The 13,651-nt window shown below is 70.4% G+C and carries 11 protein-coding genes; 5 read left to right on the forward strand and 6 right to left on the reverse strand.

The window, feature by feature from the left end:
- Nucleotides 1–11: 11 nt before the first annotated feature.
- Nucleotides 12–2,000 (forward strand): alpha/beta hydrolase, encoded by a 1,989-nt coding sequence (locus tag ACFC3F_RS10725; RefSeq protein ID WP_376129249.1) that lies wholly within the window; start codon nt 12–14, stop codon nt 1,998–2,000.
- 59 nt (nt 2,001–2,059) lie between these two features.
- Entirely contained in the window at nt 2,060–3,313 is a 1,254-nt protein-coding gene (locus ACFC3F_RS10730; RefSeq protein ID WP_376129283.1) for a DNA polymerase domain-containing protein, read from the forward strand.
- A gap of 107 nt (nt 3,314–3,420) precedes the next feature.
- Here the strand turns inward: ACFC3F_RS10730 and ACFC3F_RS10735 are convergent, their stop codons facing one another.
- On the reverse strand, nt 3,421–4,824 hold the full coding sequence (locus tag ACFC3F_RS10735; protein ID WP_376129250.1) for a glycosyltransferase: 1,404 nt from the start codon (nt 4,822–4,824) through the stop codon (nt 3,421–3,423).
- Nucleotides 4,825–5,023: 199 nt separating this feature from the next.
- Here ACFC3F_RS10735 and ACFC3F_RS10740 point away from each other — a divergent pair, with 199 nt between their 5' ends.
- From ACFC3F_RS10740 to ACFC3F_RS10750, 3 genes are all read left to right on the forward strand, one after another.
- Nucleotides 5,024–7,537, forward strand: a complete 2,514-nt coding sequence (locus tag ACFC3F_RS10740) for a peptidase M6 (RefSeq protein WP_376129252.1) — start codon at nt 5,024–5,026, stop codon at nt 7,535–7,537.
- A gap of 73 nt (nt 7,538–7,610) precedes the next feature.
- Nucleotides 7,611–8,036 (forward strand): hypothetical protein, encoded by a 426-nt coding sequence (locus ACFC3F_RS10745; protein WP_376129254.1) that lies wholly within the window; start codon nt 7,611–7,613, stop codon nt 8,034–8,036.
- A complete protein-coding gene (locus tag ACFC3F_RS10750; protein ID WP_376129256.1) occupies nt 8,033–8,596 on the forward strand; it encodes a TlpA family protein disulfide reductase in 564 nt (187 codons plus the stop codon). The genes ACFC3F_RS10745 and ACFC3F_RS10750 overlap by 4 nt, the downstream gene beginning before the upstream one ends.
- A gap of 25 nt (nt 8,597–8,621) precedes the next feature.
- On the opposite strand, the gene ACFC3F_RS10755 is transcribed toward ACFC3F_RS10750, so the two are convergent.
- The 5 genes from ACFC3F_RS10755 to ACFC3F_RS10775 form a co-directional block, all read right to left on the reverse strand.
- Complete coding sequence (locus tag ACFC3F_RS10755; protein WP_376129258.1) at nt 8,622–9,293, reverse strand: GntR family transcriptional regulator; 672 nt, start codon at nt 9,291–9,293, stop codon at nt 8,622–8,624.
- A 129-nt stretch (nt 9,294–9,422) separates the two neighbouring features.
- Nucleotides 9,423–11,006 (reverse strand): glutamine-hydrolyzing GMP synthase, encoded by a 1,584-nt coding sequence (guaA, locus tag ACFC3F_RS10760; protein ID WP_376129260.1) that lies wholly within the window; start codon nt 11,004–11,006, stop codon nt 9,423–9,425.
- Nucleotides 11,003–11,527, reverse strand: a complete 525-nt coding sequence (locus ACFC3F_RS10765) for a DUF3817 domain-containing protein (RefSeq protein ID WP_376129262.1) — start codon at nt 11,525–11,527, stop codon at nt 11,003–11,005. Before ACFC3F_RS10765 ends, guaA begins: the two co-directional genes overlap by 4 nt.
- A gap of 10 nt (nt 11,528–11,537) precedes the next feature.
- A complete protein-coding gene (locus ACFC3F_RS10770; RefSeq protein WP_376129264.1) occupies nt 11,538–12,536 on the reverse strand; it encodes an SURF1 family cytochrome oxidase biogenesis protein in 999 nt (332 codons plus the stop codon).
- Nucleotides 12,533–13,651, reverse strand: a complete 1,119-nt coding sequence (locus ACFC3F_RS10775) for a GuaB3 family IMP dehydrogenase-related protein (protein ID WP_376129285.1) — start codon at nt 13,649–13,651, stop codon at nt 12,533–12,535. Before ACFC3F_RS10775 ends, ACFC3F_RS10770 begins: the two co-directional genes overlap by 4 nt.

Below are 13,651 nucleotides of genomic sequence, written 5' to 3' on the forward strand. Positions count from 1 at the left end.
ATAGTGACGGCATGAGTGCGCCGCGGCATCCGTTCGGTCGGATGCGCGCGGCATTCGGCGTGCTGCTGTGCGCCCTCCTGGCGTCCCCCGCCGCACTCGTGCCCGATGTCGCGGTCGCGGCCCCGCAGACCGCGGCGACGTACGAAGCCGCGCCCTGCCCCGTGAACGTTCCGGCCGCACATCGCGACCGAGTGCGCTGCGGCTATCTGACCGTGCCCGAGCGCCGCAGCGCCGACGCCGATCCGGAACGGATGCTGCGCCTCGCGGTCGCGATCGTGCCGACGCCGCACGCATCGGCCGAGACGCCGCTCATCGTCTCCGGCGCGGCGCTGTCGTCGCTGTCGGACTTCGTCGACGTGCAGTGGGCCATGGGCGATGTCATCCTCGTCGAGCAGCGGGGCCAGGTGCACGCCGAGCCGACGCTCGACTGCCCCGAACTCGATCTCGAGCACTTCGTCGAGGATGGCGCGCTTCTTGCGGATGGTCCCGCCGACGAGCGACGCCTGCGCCAGCTCCAGCGGTGTCGCGATCGGCTCGTCGAGGACGGCGTCGACCTCTCCGCATACACGACCGCGGCGAGCGCCGCAGACCTCGCCGATCTGCGCACCGCTCTCGGCTACGACACGTGGGATCTCCACGGCGTCGGCGAGGGAACCCGGCTCGCCCTCACGGTGATGCGCGATCACCCCGACGGGCTGCGTGCCGTCGTGCTGGACGGCGCTCGCCCGCTCCAGGCGAATCGACTCGAAGCGCAGCCGGCGGGTGTCATCGCCGCCGTCGACGCGCTGATGACGCTGTGCGCGGCCGAGGCTGCGTGTCACGCCCGCTATCCCGACCTCGACGAGAGCCTGCGTTCGGTGCTCGAACGCGCCGCCGATACGCCGCTGCGTGTCACCGTCGACGATCCGCGGGCGGGCTCGCCGCTGCGCGTCGAACTGAGCGACGTCGACCTTCTCGCGACTCTGCTGGCCGCGCTCGCGGGCCCCGGCGCCGTGCGCACCGTGCCCTTCGTGATCGACCAGCTGCACCGGGGTTCCGACGCCGCGATCGTGCCGCTCGTCGAGCGAGGCCTCGTCCGCTTCGGAGCGGAGAGCGAGGGCCTCGCGCTCACGGTGGACTGCGCCGAGGAATGGGCGTTCCACGACGTCGGGAGGATCGCCGAGGCGCGCGCCGTCGACCCGCTGCTCGATCACCTCGCCGACGAGGCGCAGCGTGCGCGCGAGTGCGAGATGTGGGGTGTGCCCGCCGCCGGCGAGCGCGAGAACGCCGCCGTCACGAGCGGCATCCCGACCCTGCTGCTCGCGGGCGGGCTCGATCCTGAGGCGCCGGCCGCCGCGGCCGAGGCGACGGCGGCGGCACTCGCTGCCGCCCACGTCGTCGTCCTGCCGCAGCGTGGTGCGGGAGCGCTCACCGTCGCCTCCGACCGGTGCGCGGCGGCCGCCACGTCGCTGTTCCTGCAGGACCCCGCCGCGCTGCCCGACCCGACGTGCCTGCAGCGCCCCCTCGACATCGGGTTCCTCACGACAGCCGACATCCACCCCGCTCCCGCGGCGTACCGGCTGTCGAGCGACCTGCGGGATGCCCCGGCCCGACTCGCCCTCGGGATGCTGCTGCTCGTCGCGCTGCTCGCGGTCGTCGGCTACGGCGTCGCCTACGGACTCATCTGGCTCGCACGCCGGCGCGGGCGCGCGCCCGAAGGCGCCGTGCTCGCCGCGACCGTCTCCGCCGCCGCGAACGCCGCCTATGCCATCGCACTGCTCGTCCTGTTCACCCGCGTGGAGCCGCTCTCGCTCGACCTCGGCGTGCCCGCGGCGGCGTGGCCCCTCGTGATCCTGCCGTTCGTGGGCCTCGCGGCGGCCGTCGTGCTCATCGTCGTGCTCGTACGCGCCTGGCGTGCGGGCGAGGGGGCGACCGGCCATCGCCTCGCCCTGTCGTTCGCGGCCCTCGCCTCACTCGGGTTCACGGTGTGGCTCGTGGTCCGCGGCCTGCTCGTGTTCTGAGCATCGGCCGCGCTCGCACCCCCTGGCCGGAGGCGCCGGGCCTCGCTAACGTGACGAAGATGACGCCCGCAGCATCCGCCGCAGAGATCATCGAGGTCGCCGGACACGACGTGCGCATCTCGAGCCCGGACAAGATCGTCTTCCCCGAGGTCGGCCTCACGAAACTCGACCTCGTCCGCTATTACCTGTCGGTCGCCGAGGGTGCGCTGCGCGGAGCCGGCGGGCGGCCCATGGTGCTCAAGCGGTTCCCGAAGGGCATCGAGCAGGAGCCCTTCTTCCAGAAGCGCGTCCCCGAGAACCGCCCCGGCTTCATCGACACCGCCGTGCTGCACTACGCCTCGGGGAGGTCGGCCGAAGAGGCAGTGATCCGCGATGCGGCAGGCCTCGCGTGGGTCGTCAATCTCGGCTGCATCGACCTCAATCCGCACCCTGTGCGGTCGGAAGACCTCGACCACCCCGACGAGCTGCGCATCGACCTCGACCCGCCGTCGTCGTACTCCGGCGAGGAGACCATGCCCGGCGTGGGATGGTCGCAGATCGTCGACACCGCGTTCGTCGCCCGAGACGTCCTCGCCGACGTCGGTCTCACCGGCTGGCCCAAGACGAGCGGGTCGCGCGGCATGCACATCCTCGTGCGCATCGCGCCGGAGTGGGACTACGCGCACGTGCGTCTCGCCGCCGAGAGCCTCGCCCGCGAAGTCGAGCACCGCGCGCCGGGGCTCGCGACCGCGCGGTGGTGGAAGGAGGAGCGCGGCGAGAGCGTCTTCGTCGACTACAACCAGAACGCGAAGGACCGCACCGTCGCGTCGGCGTACTCGGTTCGCCCCCTGCCCGACGCGCGCGTGTCGACGCCGCTCGGGTGGGACGAAGTGCGCGACCGCCGCCCCGGCGAGTTCACGGTCCGAACGGTTCCCGAGCGCGTCGCGGAGCACGGCGACCCGCACGCCGGCATCGACGACGCCGTCGGATCCCTCGACGGGCTGCTGCGACTGGCCGAAGAGCTCGGCCCGGCCGAGAAGCCGCCGCGGCGCGGCGATGGCAGCGGCCGACGTCGCTCGACCATGCCGCTCATCGAGGTGGCCCGCACCAGGACGAAGCCCGACGCGCTGGACGCCCTCGACGAGTGGAAGCGGCGGCACCCCGGCGTCGCGGCCGCGCTGCACCCCGCGGATGTGCTCGTCGACGGCATGCGCGGTTCGAGCTCGCTGTGGTACCGCGTGCGGATCAATCTGCAGCACGTGCCCGAGGACGATCGCCCCGGCCAGGAGCAGCTCATCGCCGACTACGACCCGTGGGCGGGCCGGTCTCGCTGACCCGCTGTCGACAACTCCGGAGAAGCCGACATGCTACGCAACGAAAGCCGAGCATGGCGGCCCGGGGTCGACGGCTCCGGGGTTCCCCCAGAGGGCAGATCTCCGGATTACTCGACGCCTCCGCGGCGAGAAGGCACGGAGAGCACATCGCGAGCGGCTCGGGCGAGGGCTGCCATCGCGTGCTCGGGATCGACGGCGCGGGCGGACTGCGCGCCCTCGACGGCGAGGCGATGGTGAAGCTCGGGGTCGGCGAGGACCCGCACGATCGCGTCGGCGAGCGCGTCGATGTCGCCGTCGGGAACGAGCAGGCCCCCACCTCGCCCGAGCAGCTCGCGGGGACCGTACGGCGCATCGTAGGAGACGACCGGGCATCCGTCGGCGAGCGCTTCGACGATCGAGAGGCCCTGGCCCTCGTATGCCGATGTCGACAGGTACGCCGATGCTGCGCGCAGCGCACGCCCTGGGTCGTCGGTAGGCCCGCGCAGCACGACGTGCGCGACGAGCCCGAGCTCGTCGATGAGCGCCTGCAGCCGCTCGCGCTCCGGGCCGTCGCCGTAGACGTCGAGATGGGCGTCCGGCACGCGCTCGACGACGCGGGGGAATGCCCGCACGGCGTGGTCGACGCGCTTTCCGGCGGCCAGCCGGTTGAGCATGATGACCCGGCCGGGCACGCGCTCGCTGCCCGGGCGAACAGATGCCGCGGCCGGCACGCCGTGCGGGACGACGACGTGGACGCCCGAACCGCCGAAGCGCTCGGCCACGTCCGCACGCTGCGCGTGCGTCGGCCACAGCACGGCGTCGAACCGCTCGGCGAGGGTGAACCATCTCGCCCACAGGGCGTTGACCGGAGCGTCCGGCGTGTACGGAGGCTCGAGGTGCACGGTGTGGATCGTGTGCAGCAGGCGCACGTCCGGGTCATCCCACCCTGCGAGCAGCTCGCCGAGCTGCCGCGACTCGCAGATGACGACGACCGCGCGCGCGGGGCTGGCGGCGCGCAGGTTCGCGACCACGTGCGCGAGCCACGCGCGGTACAGGGCCCCGAAGCCGTCCAGCACGCCGACCTCGCCACCACTCGCGTCGTGCACGACGACCGGCGCCGTGCTGATGTGCCAGTCGGGGTCGCCCGATATCACCGGAAGACTCACGACGGCGCGACCCTCGCCGTCGGTCACCGTCCGATACTCCAGCGCGGGGTCGCGGGCACCCGCGCGGACCGCCTCCCTCAGCCAGCTCGCCGCTCCTCCGCCGGGCTCCGCGGCCTCGTCGAAGAGGTTGCGCATGCGCTCCGCAGCGACGATGAGATCGCGTCCGTCGAAAGCCGCCCGATGCCGGGCGTGATCGCGCGCCGAACCGGGGTCGACCGTCAGCAGGAGCGGCCCGCGTCCCTCGTGCACTCCCGCTGCCGCCATCTGGCGCGCACGGGCGAGGGTCGCGAGGGTGTAGCCGCCGTCCATGTCCGGGATGAGCCGGCTCGAGAGGATGACGTATTCGGCATCGGGGAACTCGGTCACACCCTCATCCTCCCGCAGCACCGCGTCGGAGTCATCGCCCGTCGAGTGTCGCGGTGGCCGGCAACCGGGTGATCCGGACCCGTCGGCCGTGGTCAATGGGCTGGTGGAACGGCTGAGTAATATGTTACACATTGCTTGGCGCCAACCGTGTATCCCCTCCCCTGTGGCGCCCACGCTTCAATGAAGAGGAAGGTACGCAATGACGCAGCACCCGCCCGCACCGCGGCGCAAGGGTCGTCAATGGTCGATCGTGGCAGTGTCCGGATTGCTCATCGCAGGCCTCGCGGTCACCGACACGGCGGTCATGGCCGCCGAGCGGCCGACCGACGACGCTTTCGCCGTCGAGCCGATCGACGCCCAGAACTGGCAGAACCAGTACGACATGACGTGGGATGACTGGAAGGACATCCCCGACACCAACTGGAACGATCCCGACGTCCCGCCGTCGCAGGGCGGTCTGAGCGTCGCGCTCATCGCGGTCGACTTCCCCGACCAGCCGTTCGTCATCACTCAGCCCAAGGGTTCGGATCTGTTCGGCAACCCCCAGATCGATCCGATCCCGCGTGATGACGTGCCCGCGTTCTACCGCGACCAGTACATGATCCCGAGTGAGACCAACGCGGGCCGCACGATCCACGAGTACTGGATGGAGCAGAGCCGCGGTACGTACGGCATCGACTTCATGGACGCCTACGGGCCCTACGAGATGCCGCGCAACCTCTTCGAGTACGGCCTCAACGAGTGGGGCCAGGGCACGGCGTGCCCCGAGGGCGAGACCTGCGACGGCCGCATGGACAACGACGTCGTGACCGCCTGGCAGGCGGGCATGGCAGCCGAAGCCGGCGTCACGCCGGCGCAGTGGTGCGCCGCGAAGACCGCCGAGCTCGGCGGCAACGCGCGCAACTGCGGCTACGACGTGATCCTGCGCACCTACGCCGGCTACGACGAGACCTCGATCTGGCAGGAGTTCGGCCAGATGATGTTCCCGACGAAGGAATCGATCCCCGACGAGTGGGGCCCGCCCGCCGAATTCAACAAGGACGGCAAGCTCGACAACTGGGCACCGACCCGTTACGTCGAGTGGACCTCATGGCGCGCGGCCGCCCAGCAGTGGGGCCTGTCCTCGATCCGCCAGGCGGAGAGCTCGGGCACGATCACGCACGAGATCGGGCACTTCTTCTTCCAGGTCGGCGATAACAACAACAACCCGTTCTCGCACCTGCAGAACCCGCCCACACCGCTTCACCGTGTCGGCTCGGCACCGTGGGACATGATGGACCGCGGCTCGTTCAACGGCCCCGGCGGACACCACATGCGATGGGTCGTCCCGGCGAACCAGGGCGGCTGGAGCCCCTCCGGTCTCATGGTCCGCAACAAGCGCCACATGGGCCTGCTCCCCGAGGAGAACCTGGTGCGCGTCCAGCGCGACTCGCTGGACGACACCGGCCTGATCCTCGACACCGTGACCGCCCGCGCGGTCGATCCCGGCGCCGACGGCACCTCGGGAATCTGGGTGGAATGGCCCCACGCCGACGACAAGACCCCGGCATGCGACGTGAACACCGACCCGCTGTGCGACGGCGGCTCGTGGGACAACTACACGCTCGAGGTCATCGACCGGATGGGCTTCGACTCGTTCAACCCCGACAACGGCGTGCTGCTGGCCAAGAACAAGTGGGGCAACGCGCAGGACCCTGAGGGCGGCGGCCACCTCGGTTACCGCAACGGCGAGGACTCCCTCTGCGGCTACAACTGCCTCAACTGGGTCATCGACGCCAACCCGCAGGACATCGAGATGGTCGACTACTACCAGCCGACCGAGCCGGGCAAGTGGGCCACCGGCGGCGAGCCGGTCATGGCGACCATCGCCGATCACCGCCAGCTCAACGACGCCCTGTTCAAGGCGGGCGAGAACTCCGGATCGCAGAAGGAATGGGTCGACGAGGCCAACGGGCTGCACTTCTACGTCGTCGACACCCAGCGCGACGCGGACGGAGTCCTCAGCTACACCCTCGCCGTGCGCTCCCTCGCCGGTGCCGGACCCCACGCCCGAGGAGTGAGCACGACCGACGTCGCCCCGAAGCTGTTCGAGCAGCACAAGGCCGCCACGTGCACCTTCCCGGTGACCAACACCGGCAGCACGGCGGCGATCGACGCGGCGCTGCACCCCAGCGACGTCTCGACGAAGGTCGACGGCGACGTCTACCGCCTGTCCGCGACAGCGAACGGTGAAGGATGGAACGCCGAACTGGCCAACACCCTCGCCGCCGCCCGCACGGGACAGTTCACCTCGGTGCCCGTCTACGTCTACCCCACCGGTGACGCAGCCGACTCCACCGTCGTGACACTGACCGCGACGAGCGAGTCCGACCCGTCCAAGACCGCCACCGCCGAATGCACCGTCGACACGGCCCTGCTCGAGAGCGACCCCGAGGTCGCCCTCGACGCGCAGGTCACCGCACGCTGCCTCGCCGGCAAGGTCTACACCTCGGTCACCGTCCGCAACGAGGACACCGTCCCCGCCGACATCGCCATCACCAGCGACCACGGCGGCAAGACGTTCACCTCGGTGCAGCCCGGTGCATCCGCATCCGTGTCGATCAACACCCGCACAGCGACACTCGCCGCGGGCGACGTCGACATCAGCGGCACCGCCGACGGACGAGCAGACCACCGCTCGACCGCCACCCACCCCGCACACACCTGCGGATAAAGCAGCGCACGTGGTGGCCCGTGATCGCATCGGTCACGGGCCACCACCCGTCCGCGCCACACCAGGAGCACCCGTGAGCAGAGTTCCCCTCGCCTTCGCCGCGACGCTGGTCGTCGTGGCGGTGGCACTGTCGGGATGCACCACCCCGGCGGATTCCGTCGAGACGGCCCGCCTCGTTCTCAGAGACGGCGAGAAGCGGGTCGCCGGCGAGCCGTGCAACGGCTCGGGACCGTACCGGGACATCCACGCGACGGCCTCGTTCGTCGTCCGCGACGCCGACGGCGACGTGCTCGCCGAAGGCGCCCTTCCCCAGGGCGTCGCCACCAAGATGATCGACATCGACTTCGATGGGATCGCCGAGCCGACAGCGTGCACGTTCACGCTCGATGCCGCCATCCCCGACGGCCTCGGCACGGTCTACCTCGATGCCGGCGAGCGAACGGAGGTCGTCATGATGCCGAACCAGGATGACGACGTGTGGGAGGCTATCCTCCCGTGAGACGTCTCTTCGCCCCCCTGATCCTCGTCGGCGCGCTCACCCTGAGCGCCTGCTCGCCGGCTCCCCCGCCGGGATCGACCCTGCCGGGTCCGGTTCCCGAAGGCGTCGAGTACCACCCGATCGATACGGATGCGTTCCCTCAGGCTCCCGACGCGCAGTTCGAGCTGCTCGACGGGACGGTCCTCTCCCTGTCGGATCTGTGGAGCGATCGTCCCGTGCTGCTGGCCTTCACCGAGAGCTGGTGCGAACTCTGCATCGACGCGCAGGCCGAGCTCAACTCGGTCGTGGAGAAGTACGGCGACGCCGTGACCGTCATCTCGGTCGCCGAGCGCAGCGATGTCGAGCAGATGACGACGTTCGCGCGAGACAACGACGTCGCTCACCTCATCGCGCGGGACCCGTCCAGCGCCGCGTGGAAGTCCTACGCCGTCGCCGAGCCGCCGTTCCTCGTCGTGATCGGCGCCGAAGGCACCCTGCTGCGCGGCTGGCGGGGCGTTGTGGAAGACCTCGACGGCGCGGTCGAGGAGATCCTCGTGAAGAGCGTTCCCCCGACCGGCTGACGACCGCGGAATGCGGCCGTTCGGCCTATTCGGGTTGCCCGGACCACCAGCCGAGGGTGTGGTGGATGTGCCGTCGCATGAGCTGGCGCGCACCCTTCGCGTCGCCCGCCTCGAGCAGCGTCAGCAATTCGAAGTGCTCGGCCGCCGACTCGTCGAGTTGGCGTGACTCCAACAGCGTGGACAGACCGACCAGGCGTGTACGCGACCGCAGTTCGGCGATCGTTTCGACGAGCAGGTCGTTTCCGAGGATGGCCGTCAGCTCCAGGTGGAATGCACGGTCGGCTTCGAGATACGCGCGCAGGTCTCCCGCGGCGGCGCCGGCGACGATCCCCTCGGCGAGCTGGACGAACTCGGGCTTGCGCTCGGCGGGGAAACGACGCGCAAGCTCCTCCATGGCGGGAGGCTCGAGCAGCTGGCGCACCTCGACGATCTGACGCAGCCCGTCCTGGCTGACCTCGGTCACGCGAAAGCCCTTGTTCTTGATGGCTTCGACGAACCCGCGGCGCTCCAGTTCGAGCATCGCTTCACGGACGGGAGTAGCCGAGACGTCGAACTGCGCGGCGAGGGTGGGCACGGACACGAGCGTCCCCTCGGCGAGCTCGCCCGACACGATGACCGAGGCGAGCGCGCGTTCGACGGATTCCCGGATGCTGCGCGGTGTCTCCAGTGGCGTGATCACGAACTCGGGTGCCGGCATCGGTCTCCTCATATGCTGCAGACGGCAAGCCACATGACCGTCGGTGGCGTCAAGTTTCGCACGTCGCGCGTGAGCGGAACGAGAATCCGTGGAGGCGCAGGCTATCGGTGGCCACGCTCCGCGACGCGCTCACTCCCACTCGATGGTGCCCGGGGGCTTGGAGGTGACGTCGAGGACGACGCGGTTGACGTCGCGCACCTCGTTCGTGATCCGGTTCGAGATACGGGAGAGCACGTCGTAGGGCAGACGCGTCCAGTCCGCCGTCATGGCGTCTTCGGACGAGACCGGGCGCAGGACGATGGGGTGGCCGTACGTCCGACCGTCGCCTTGCACGCCGACCGAGCGCACGTCGGCGAGGAGGACGACGGGGCACTGCCAGATCTCGCCGTCGAGCCCCGCGTTCGTGAGCTCTTCGCGGGCGATCGCGTCGGCCTCGCGCAGGATCTCGAGCCGGTCGGCGGTGACCTCGCCGACGATGCGGATCCCGAGCCCCGGACCGGGGAACGGCTGGCGGCCGACGATCGCTTCGGGCAGTCCGAGTTCGCGGCCGATCGCGCGCACTTCGTCTTTGAACAGGGTGCGCAGCGGCTCGACGAGCTCGAACTGCAGGTCTTCCGGCAGACCGCCGACGTTGTGATGGCTCTTGATGTTGGCCGTGCCGCTGCCGCCGCCGGACTCGACGACGTCGGGATAGAGGGTGCCCTGCACGAGGAAGCGCATGGGCTCGCCTTCGGCGGCGGCTTCGGCGATGAGATCGGCCTGCACCTTCTCGAACGAGCGGATGAACTCGCGGCCGATGATCTTCCGCTTCTGCTCGGGATCGCTCACACCGGCGAGCGCCGACAGGAACTGCTCGCGCGCGTCGACGGTGACCAGGCGCACGCCCGTCGATGCGACGTAGTCGTTCTCGACCTGTTCGCGCTCGCCCTTGCGCAGCAGCCCGTGGTCGACGAAGACCGCGACGAGCTGGTCGCCCACGGCCTCGTGCACGAGCGCCGTCGAGACGGCGGAGTCCACGCCGCCCGACAGCGCCGACAGCACGCGGCCCGCGCCCACCTGCGCGCGGATCCGCTCGACCTGCTCGGCGATGACGTTGCCGCTGTTCCAGTCGGCGGGCAGACCCGCCGCTCGGTGCAGGAAGTTCTCGATGACCCGCTGCCCGTGGTCGGAGTGCTTGACCTCGGGGTGCCACTGCACGCCGTAGAGTCGCTTTTCGTCGTTGCCGAACGCGGCGACGGGGGTCACGGCCGTCGAGGCGAGCACGTCGAAGCCCTCGGGCGCGCGCGAGACCTGGTCGCCGTGGCTCATCCAGACGTTCTGCTGCGCGGGCTGGTCGGCCAGCAGCACCCCGCCGTCGTTCGCGATCGCAGCATCCGTCGCACCGTACTCGCGCAGGCCCGTGTTCGCGACCTCGCCGCCGAGGGCCTTGGCCATGACCTGGAAGCCGTAGCAGATGCCGAGCGTCGGCACGCCGAGCTGGAACACGTCGGTGTCCAGCGCGGGGGCGCCGTCGGCGTACACCGACGACGGTCCACCCGAGAGGATGATGCCCACGGGGTTCTTCGCCGCGATCTCGGCGGCGGTCGCGGTGTGCGGCACGATCTCGCTGTAGACGCCCGCTTCGCGCACGCGGCGGGCGATCAGCTGCGCGTACTGCGCCCCGAAGTCGACGACCAGAACGGGTCGCTGCGAGGTCTCGGTCTGCTCGGTCAACGTGAGCCTTCCGTTGCGGGGGTGGTGAGGGGGGATGACTCGGCGGCTTCACGCGCCGCGAGGTACTGGCGCACTTCGCGGGACACGCGTGCCTCCATGAAGAACGACAGCAGGGGCACGACGCCGCCGAGCGCGAGGACGATGAAGCGCAGGAAGGGCCAGCGCATGAGGCTCCAGATGCGGAAGCACGAGAAGAGGTACACGACGTAGAACCAGCCGTGCACGACGAGGATCGCGAGCGAGACGTTGAAGCCGTCGCCGACCGAGGTCATCTCGCAGTCGTTCGTCATCGGCAGGAACAGCGACCACCACTCGCAGCCGGGGCCGACGATGACGGGCGCGAGCCACAGGAAGCCACCGGATCCGCCCACGAACAGCTCGAGGTGCAGCGGCGTGTACTTGAGGATCATCTCGGCCAGCAGCAGCAACAGGCCGATGCCGGTGATGACCGAGCAGATCTCGTAGAACTTCAGGGCTCCGCGGATCGCCGGGAAACTGGCGAGTTTGGGGGGGCGGGGCATGGCGTCCAGTTTACCCGGGCTGCGCAGGGCTTCTTTCCCCCTCGGATGCCGCATCCTCGAGGTCTTCGAGCTCCTTCTGCCACGCGTCCTTCGCGAGGCGATACCAGAGGTAGAACGCGAAGCCGGCGAAGATGGCCCACTCGGCGGCGTAGAAGATGTTCAGCCAGTTGACCGGCGAGCGCTCGGTCGGCGGCGGCGAATCGATGTCGACCAGACCCGCGGGGGCATCGGGTGAGGCGATGTACGCGCGGTAGACGTCGAGCCCCTCGGTGTCGTGCCAGCGACTCAGCAGCGCCGGCGTGGCCATGCGGGTCATCGTGAACGGGTCGGCTTGGCTGCGCGAAGAGGCGGGCCCCTCGTCGGAGATGAGACGCCCCTGGACGCTCACCGTCGCGCCGACGGCGGCATCGGCGTCGAGTTGTGCGGCCACCGTCTGCGCCTGCTCGAGTGTGGGCGCCCAGCCCACGGCGACAGCGATCGAGGTCGGCTCGAGGATGCCGGCGATGCGCAGCTGGCCGGTCACCCAGAAGCCTTCTTCGCCGCCGTTGAAGCGCGATGCGACGATCAGGAAGTCCCCGGGGACCCACGTGCCCTCGACCTCGACGCGCTGTCCGACGAGCGGCTCGGGAACGTACTCCCCCGGTCCGGCGACGTCGGCGAGCGGTCGCTGCACTTCGGTCGCACCCGGCGGCGGCGGATCGGTGTCGATCGCGTTGGAGAGCTGCCACTGACCGAGCCAGGCGAAGACGCCGGCCACGACGAGGCACAGCAGCAGCATGCCGATCCACTGCGGCCGCAGCATGACCTCACGCAGCGTCGGAGGAAAGACCTCCGGAATGTCCGACTCCAGCCCCGCCCCGGCCCCTGAGCCCACACCGGTCCCTGAGCTCGCCGAAGGGTCGCTCCCCGCGCTCGTACCCTCGGCCCCTGACCCGACCCCGGTCCCTGAGCTCGCCGAAGGGTCGGTCCCTGAGCTCGCCGAAGGGTCGCTCCCCGCCGGACTCATCATCCGCCCGTGTAGGGCGCGACGACGACCTCGACGCGCTGGAACTCCTTCAAGTCGGAGTACCCCGTCGTCGCCATCGACTTGCGCAGCGCGCCGATGAGGTTGGCGGTGCCGTCGGCGACGGGAGCGGGCCCGTAGAGGACCTCTTCGAGGCTCGCGACCTGGTCGACCCGCACGCGGCGACCGCGCGGGAGCTTCGAGTGGTGCGCCTCGGGGCCCCAGTGGTAGCCGCGCCCCGGTGCATCCGTCGCGCGCGCGAGCGCGACACCGAGCATGACGGCGTCGGCGCCCATCGCGAGCGCCTTGACGATGTCGCCGGACGTGCCGACCCCACCGTCGGCGATGACGTGCACGTAGCGCCCGCCCGACTCGTCGAGGTAGTCGCGGCGAGCGCCGGCCACATCAGCCACGGCCGTCGCCATGGGCGCGTGCAGTCCGAGCGTCGCGCGCGTCGTCGAGGCCGCTCCGCCGCCGAAGCCGACGAGCACACCCGCGGCGCCCGTGCGCATGAGGTGCAGGGCAGCGGTGTAGGTGGCCGCACCGCCGACGATGACGGGCACGTCGAGGTCGTAGATGAACTTCTTCAGGTTGAGCGGTTCGTCGACGCTCGAGACGTGTTCGGCAGAGACGGTCGTGCCGCGGATGACGAAGAGGTCGACGCCGGCCGCGACGACGGTCTCATAGAGATCCTGCGTGCGCTGCGGCGTGAGGGAGCCGGCCACGGTGACGCCGGCCTCGCGGATCTCGGCGAGGCGATCGCGCACCAGCTCGGGCTTGATGGGCTCGTCGTAGAGCTCTTGCATGCGCCGCGTCGCGGCGGCCTTCTCGAGCCCCGCGATCTCGGCGAGCAGCGGCTCCGGGTCGTCGTAGCGCGTCCACAGGCCCTCGAGGTCGAGCACGCCGAGTCCGCCGAGCTGACCGAGCATGATCGCCGTCTGCGGACTGACGACCGAATCCATCGGCGCCCCCAGCACGGGGATGTCGAAGCTGAAGGCGTCGATCGTCCACGCCGTCGAGACGTCTTCGGGGTTGCGCGTGCGACGCGAAGGGACGACCGCGATGTCGTCGAACGAATACGCGCGGCGCGCGCGCTTGGCCCGACCGAGTTCGATGTCCAT

This window comes from Microbacterium sp. NPDC055910 (genome assembly GCF_042271185.1).
Taxonomy (GTDB): Bacteria; Actinomycetota; Actinomycetes; order Actinomycetales; family Microbacteriaceae; genus Microbacterium.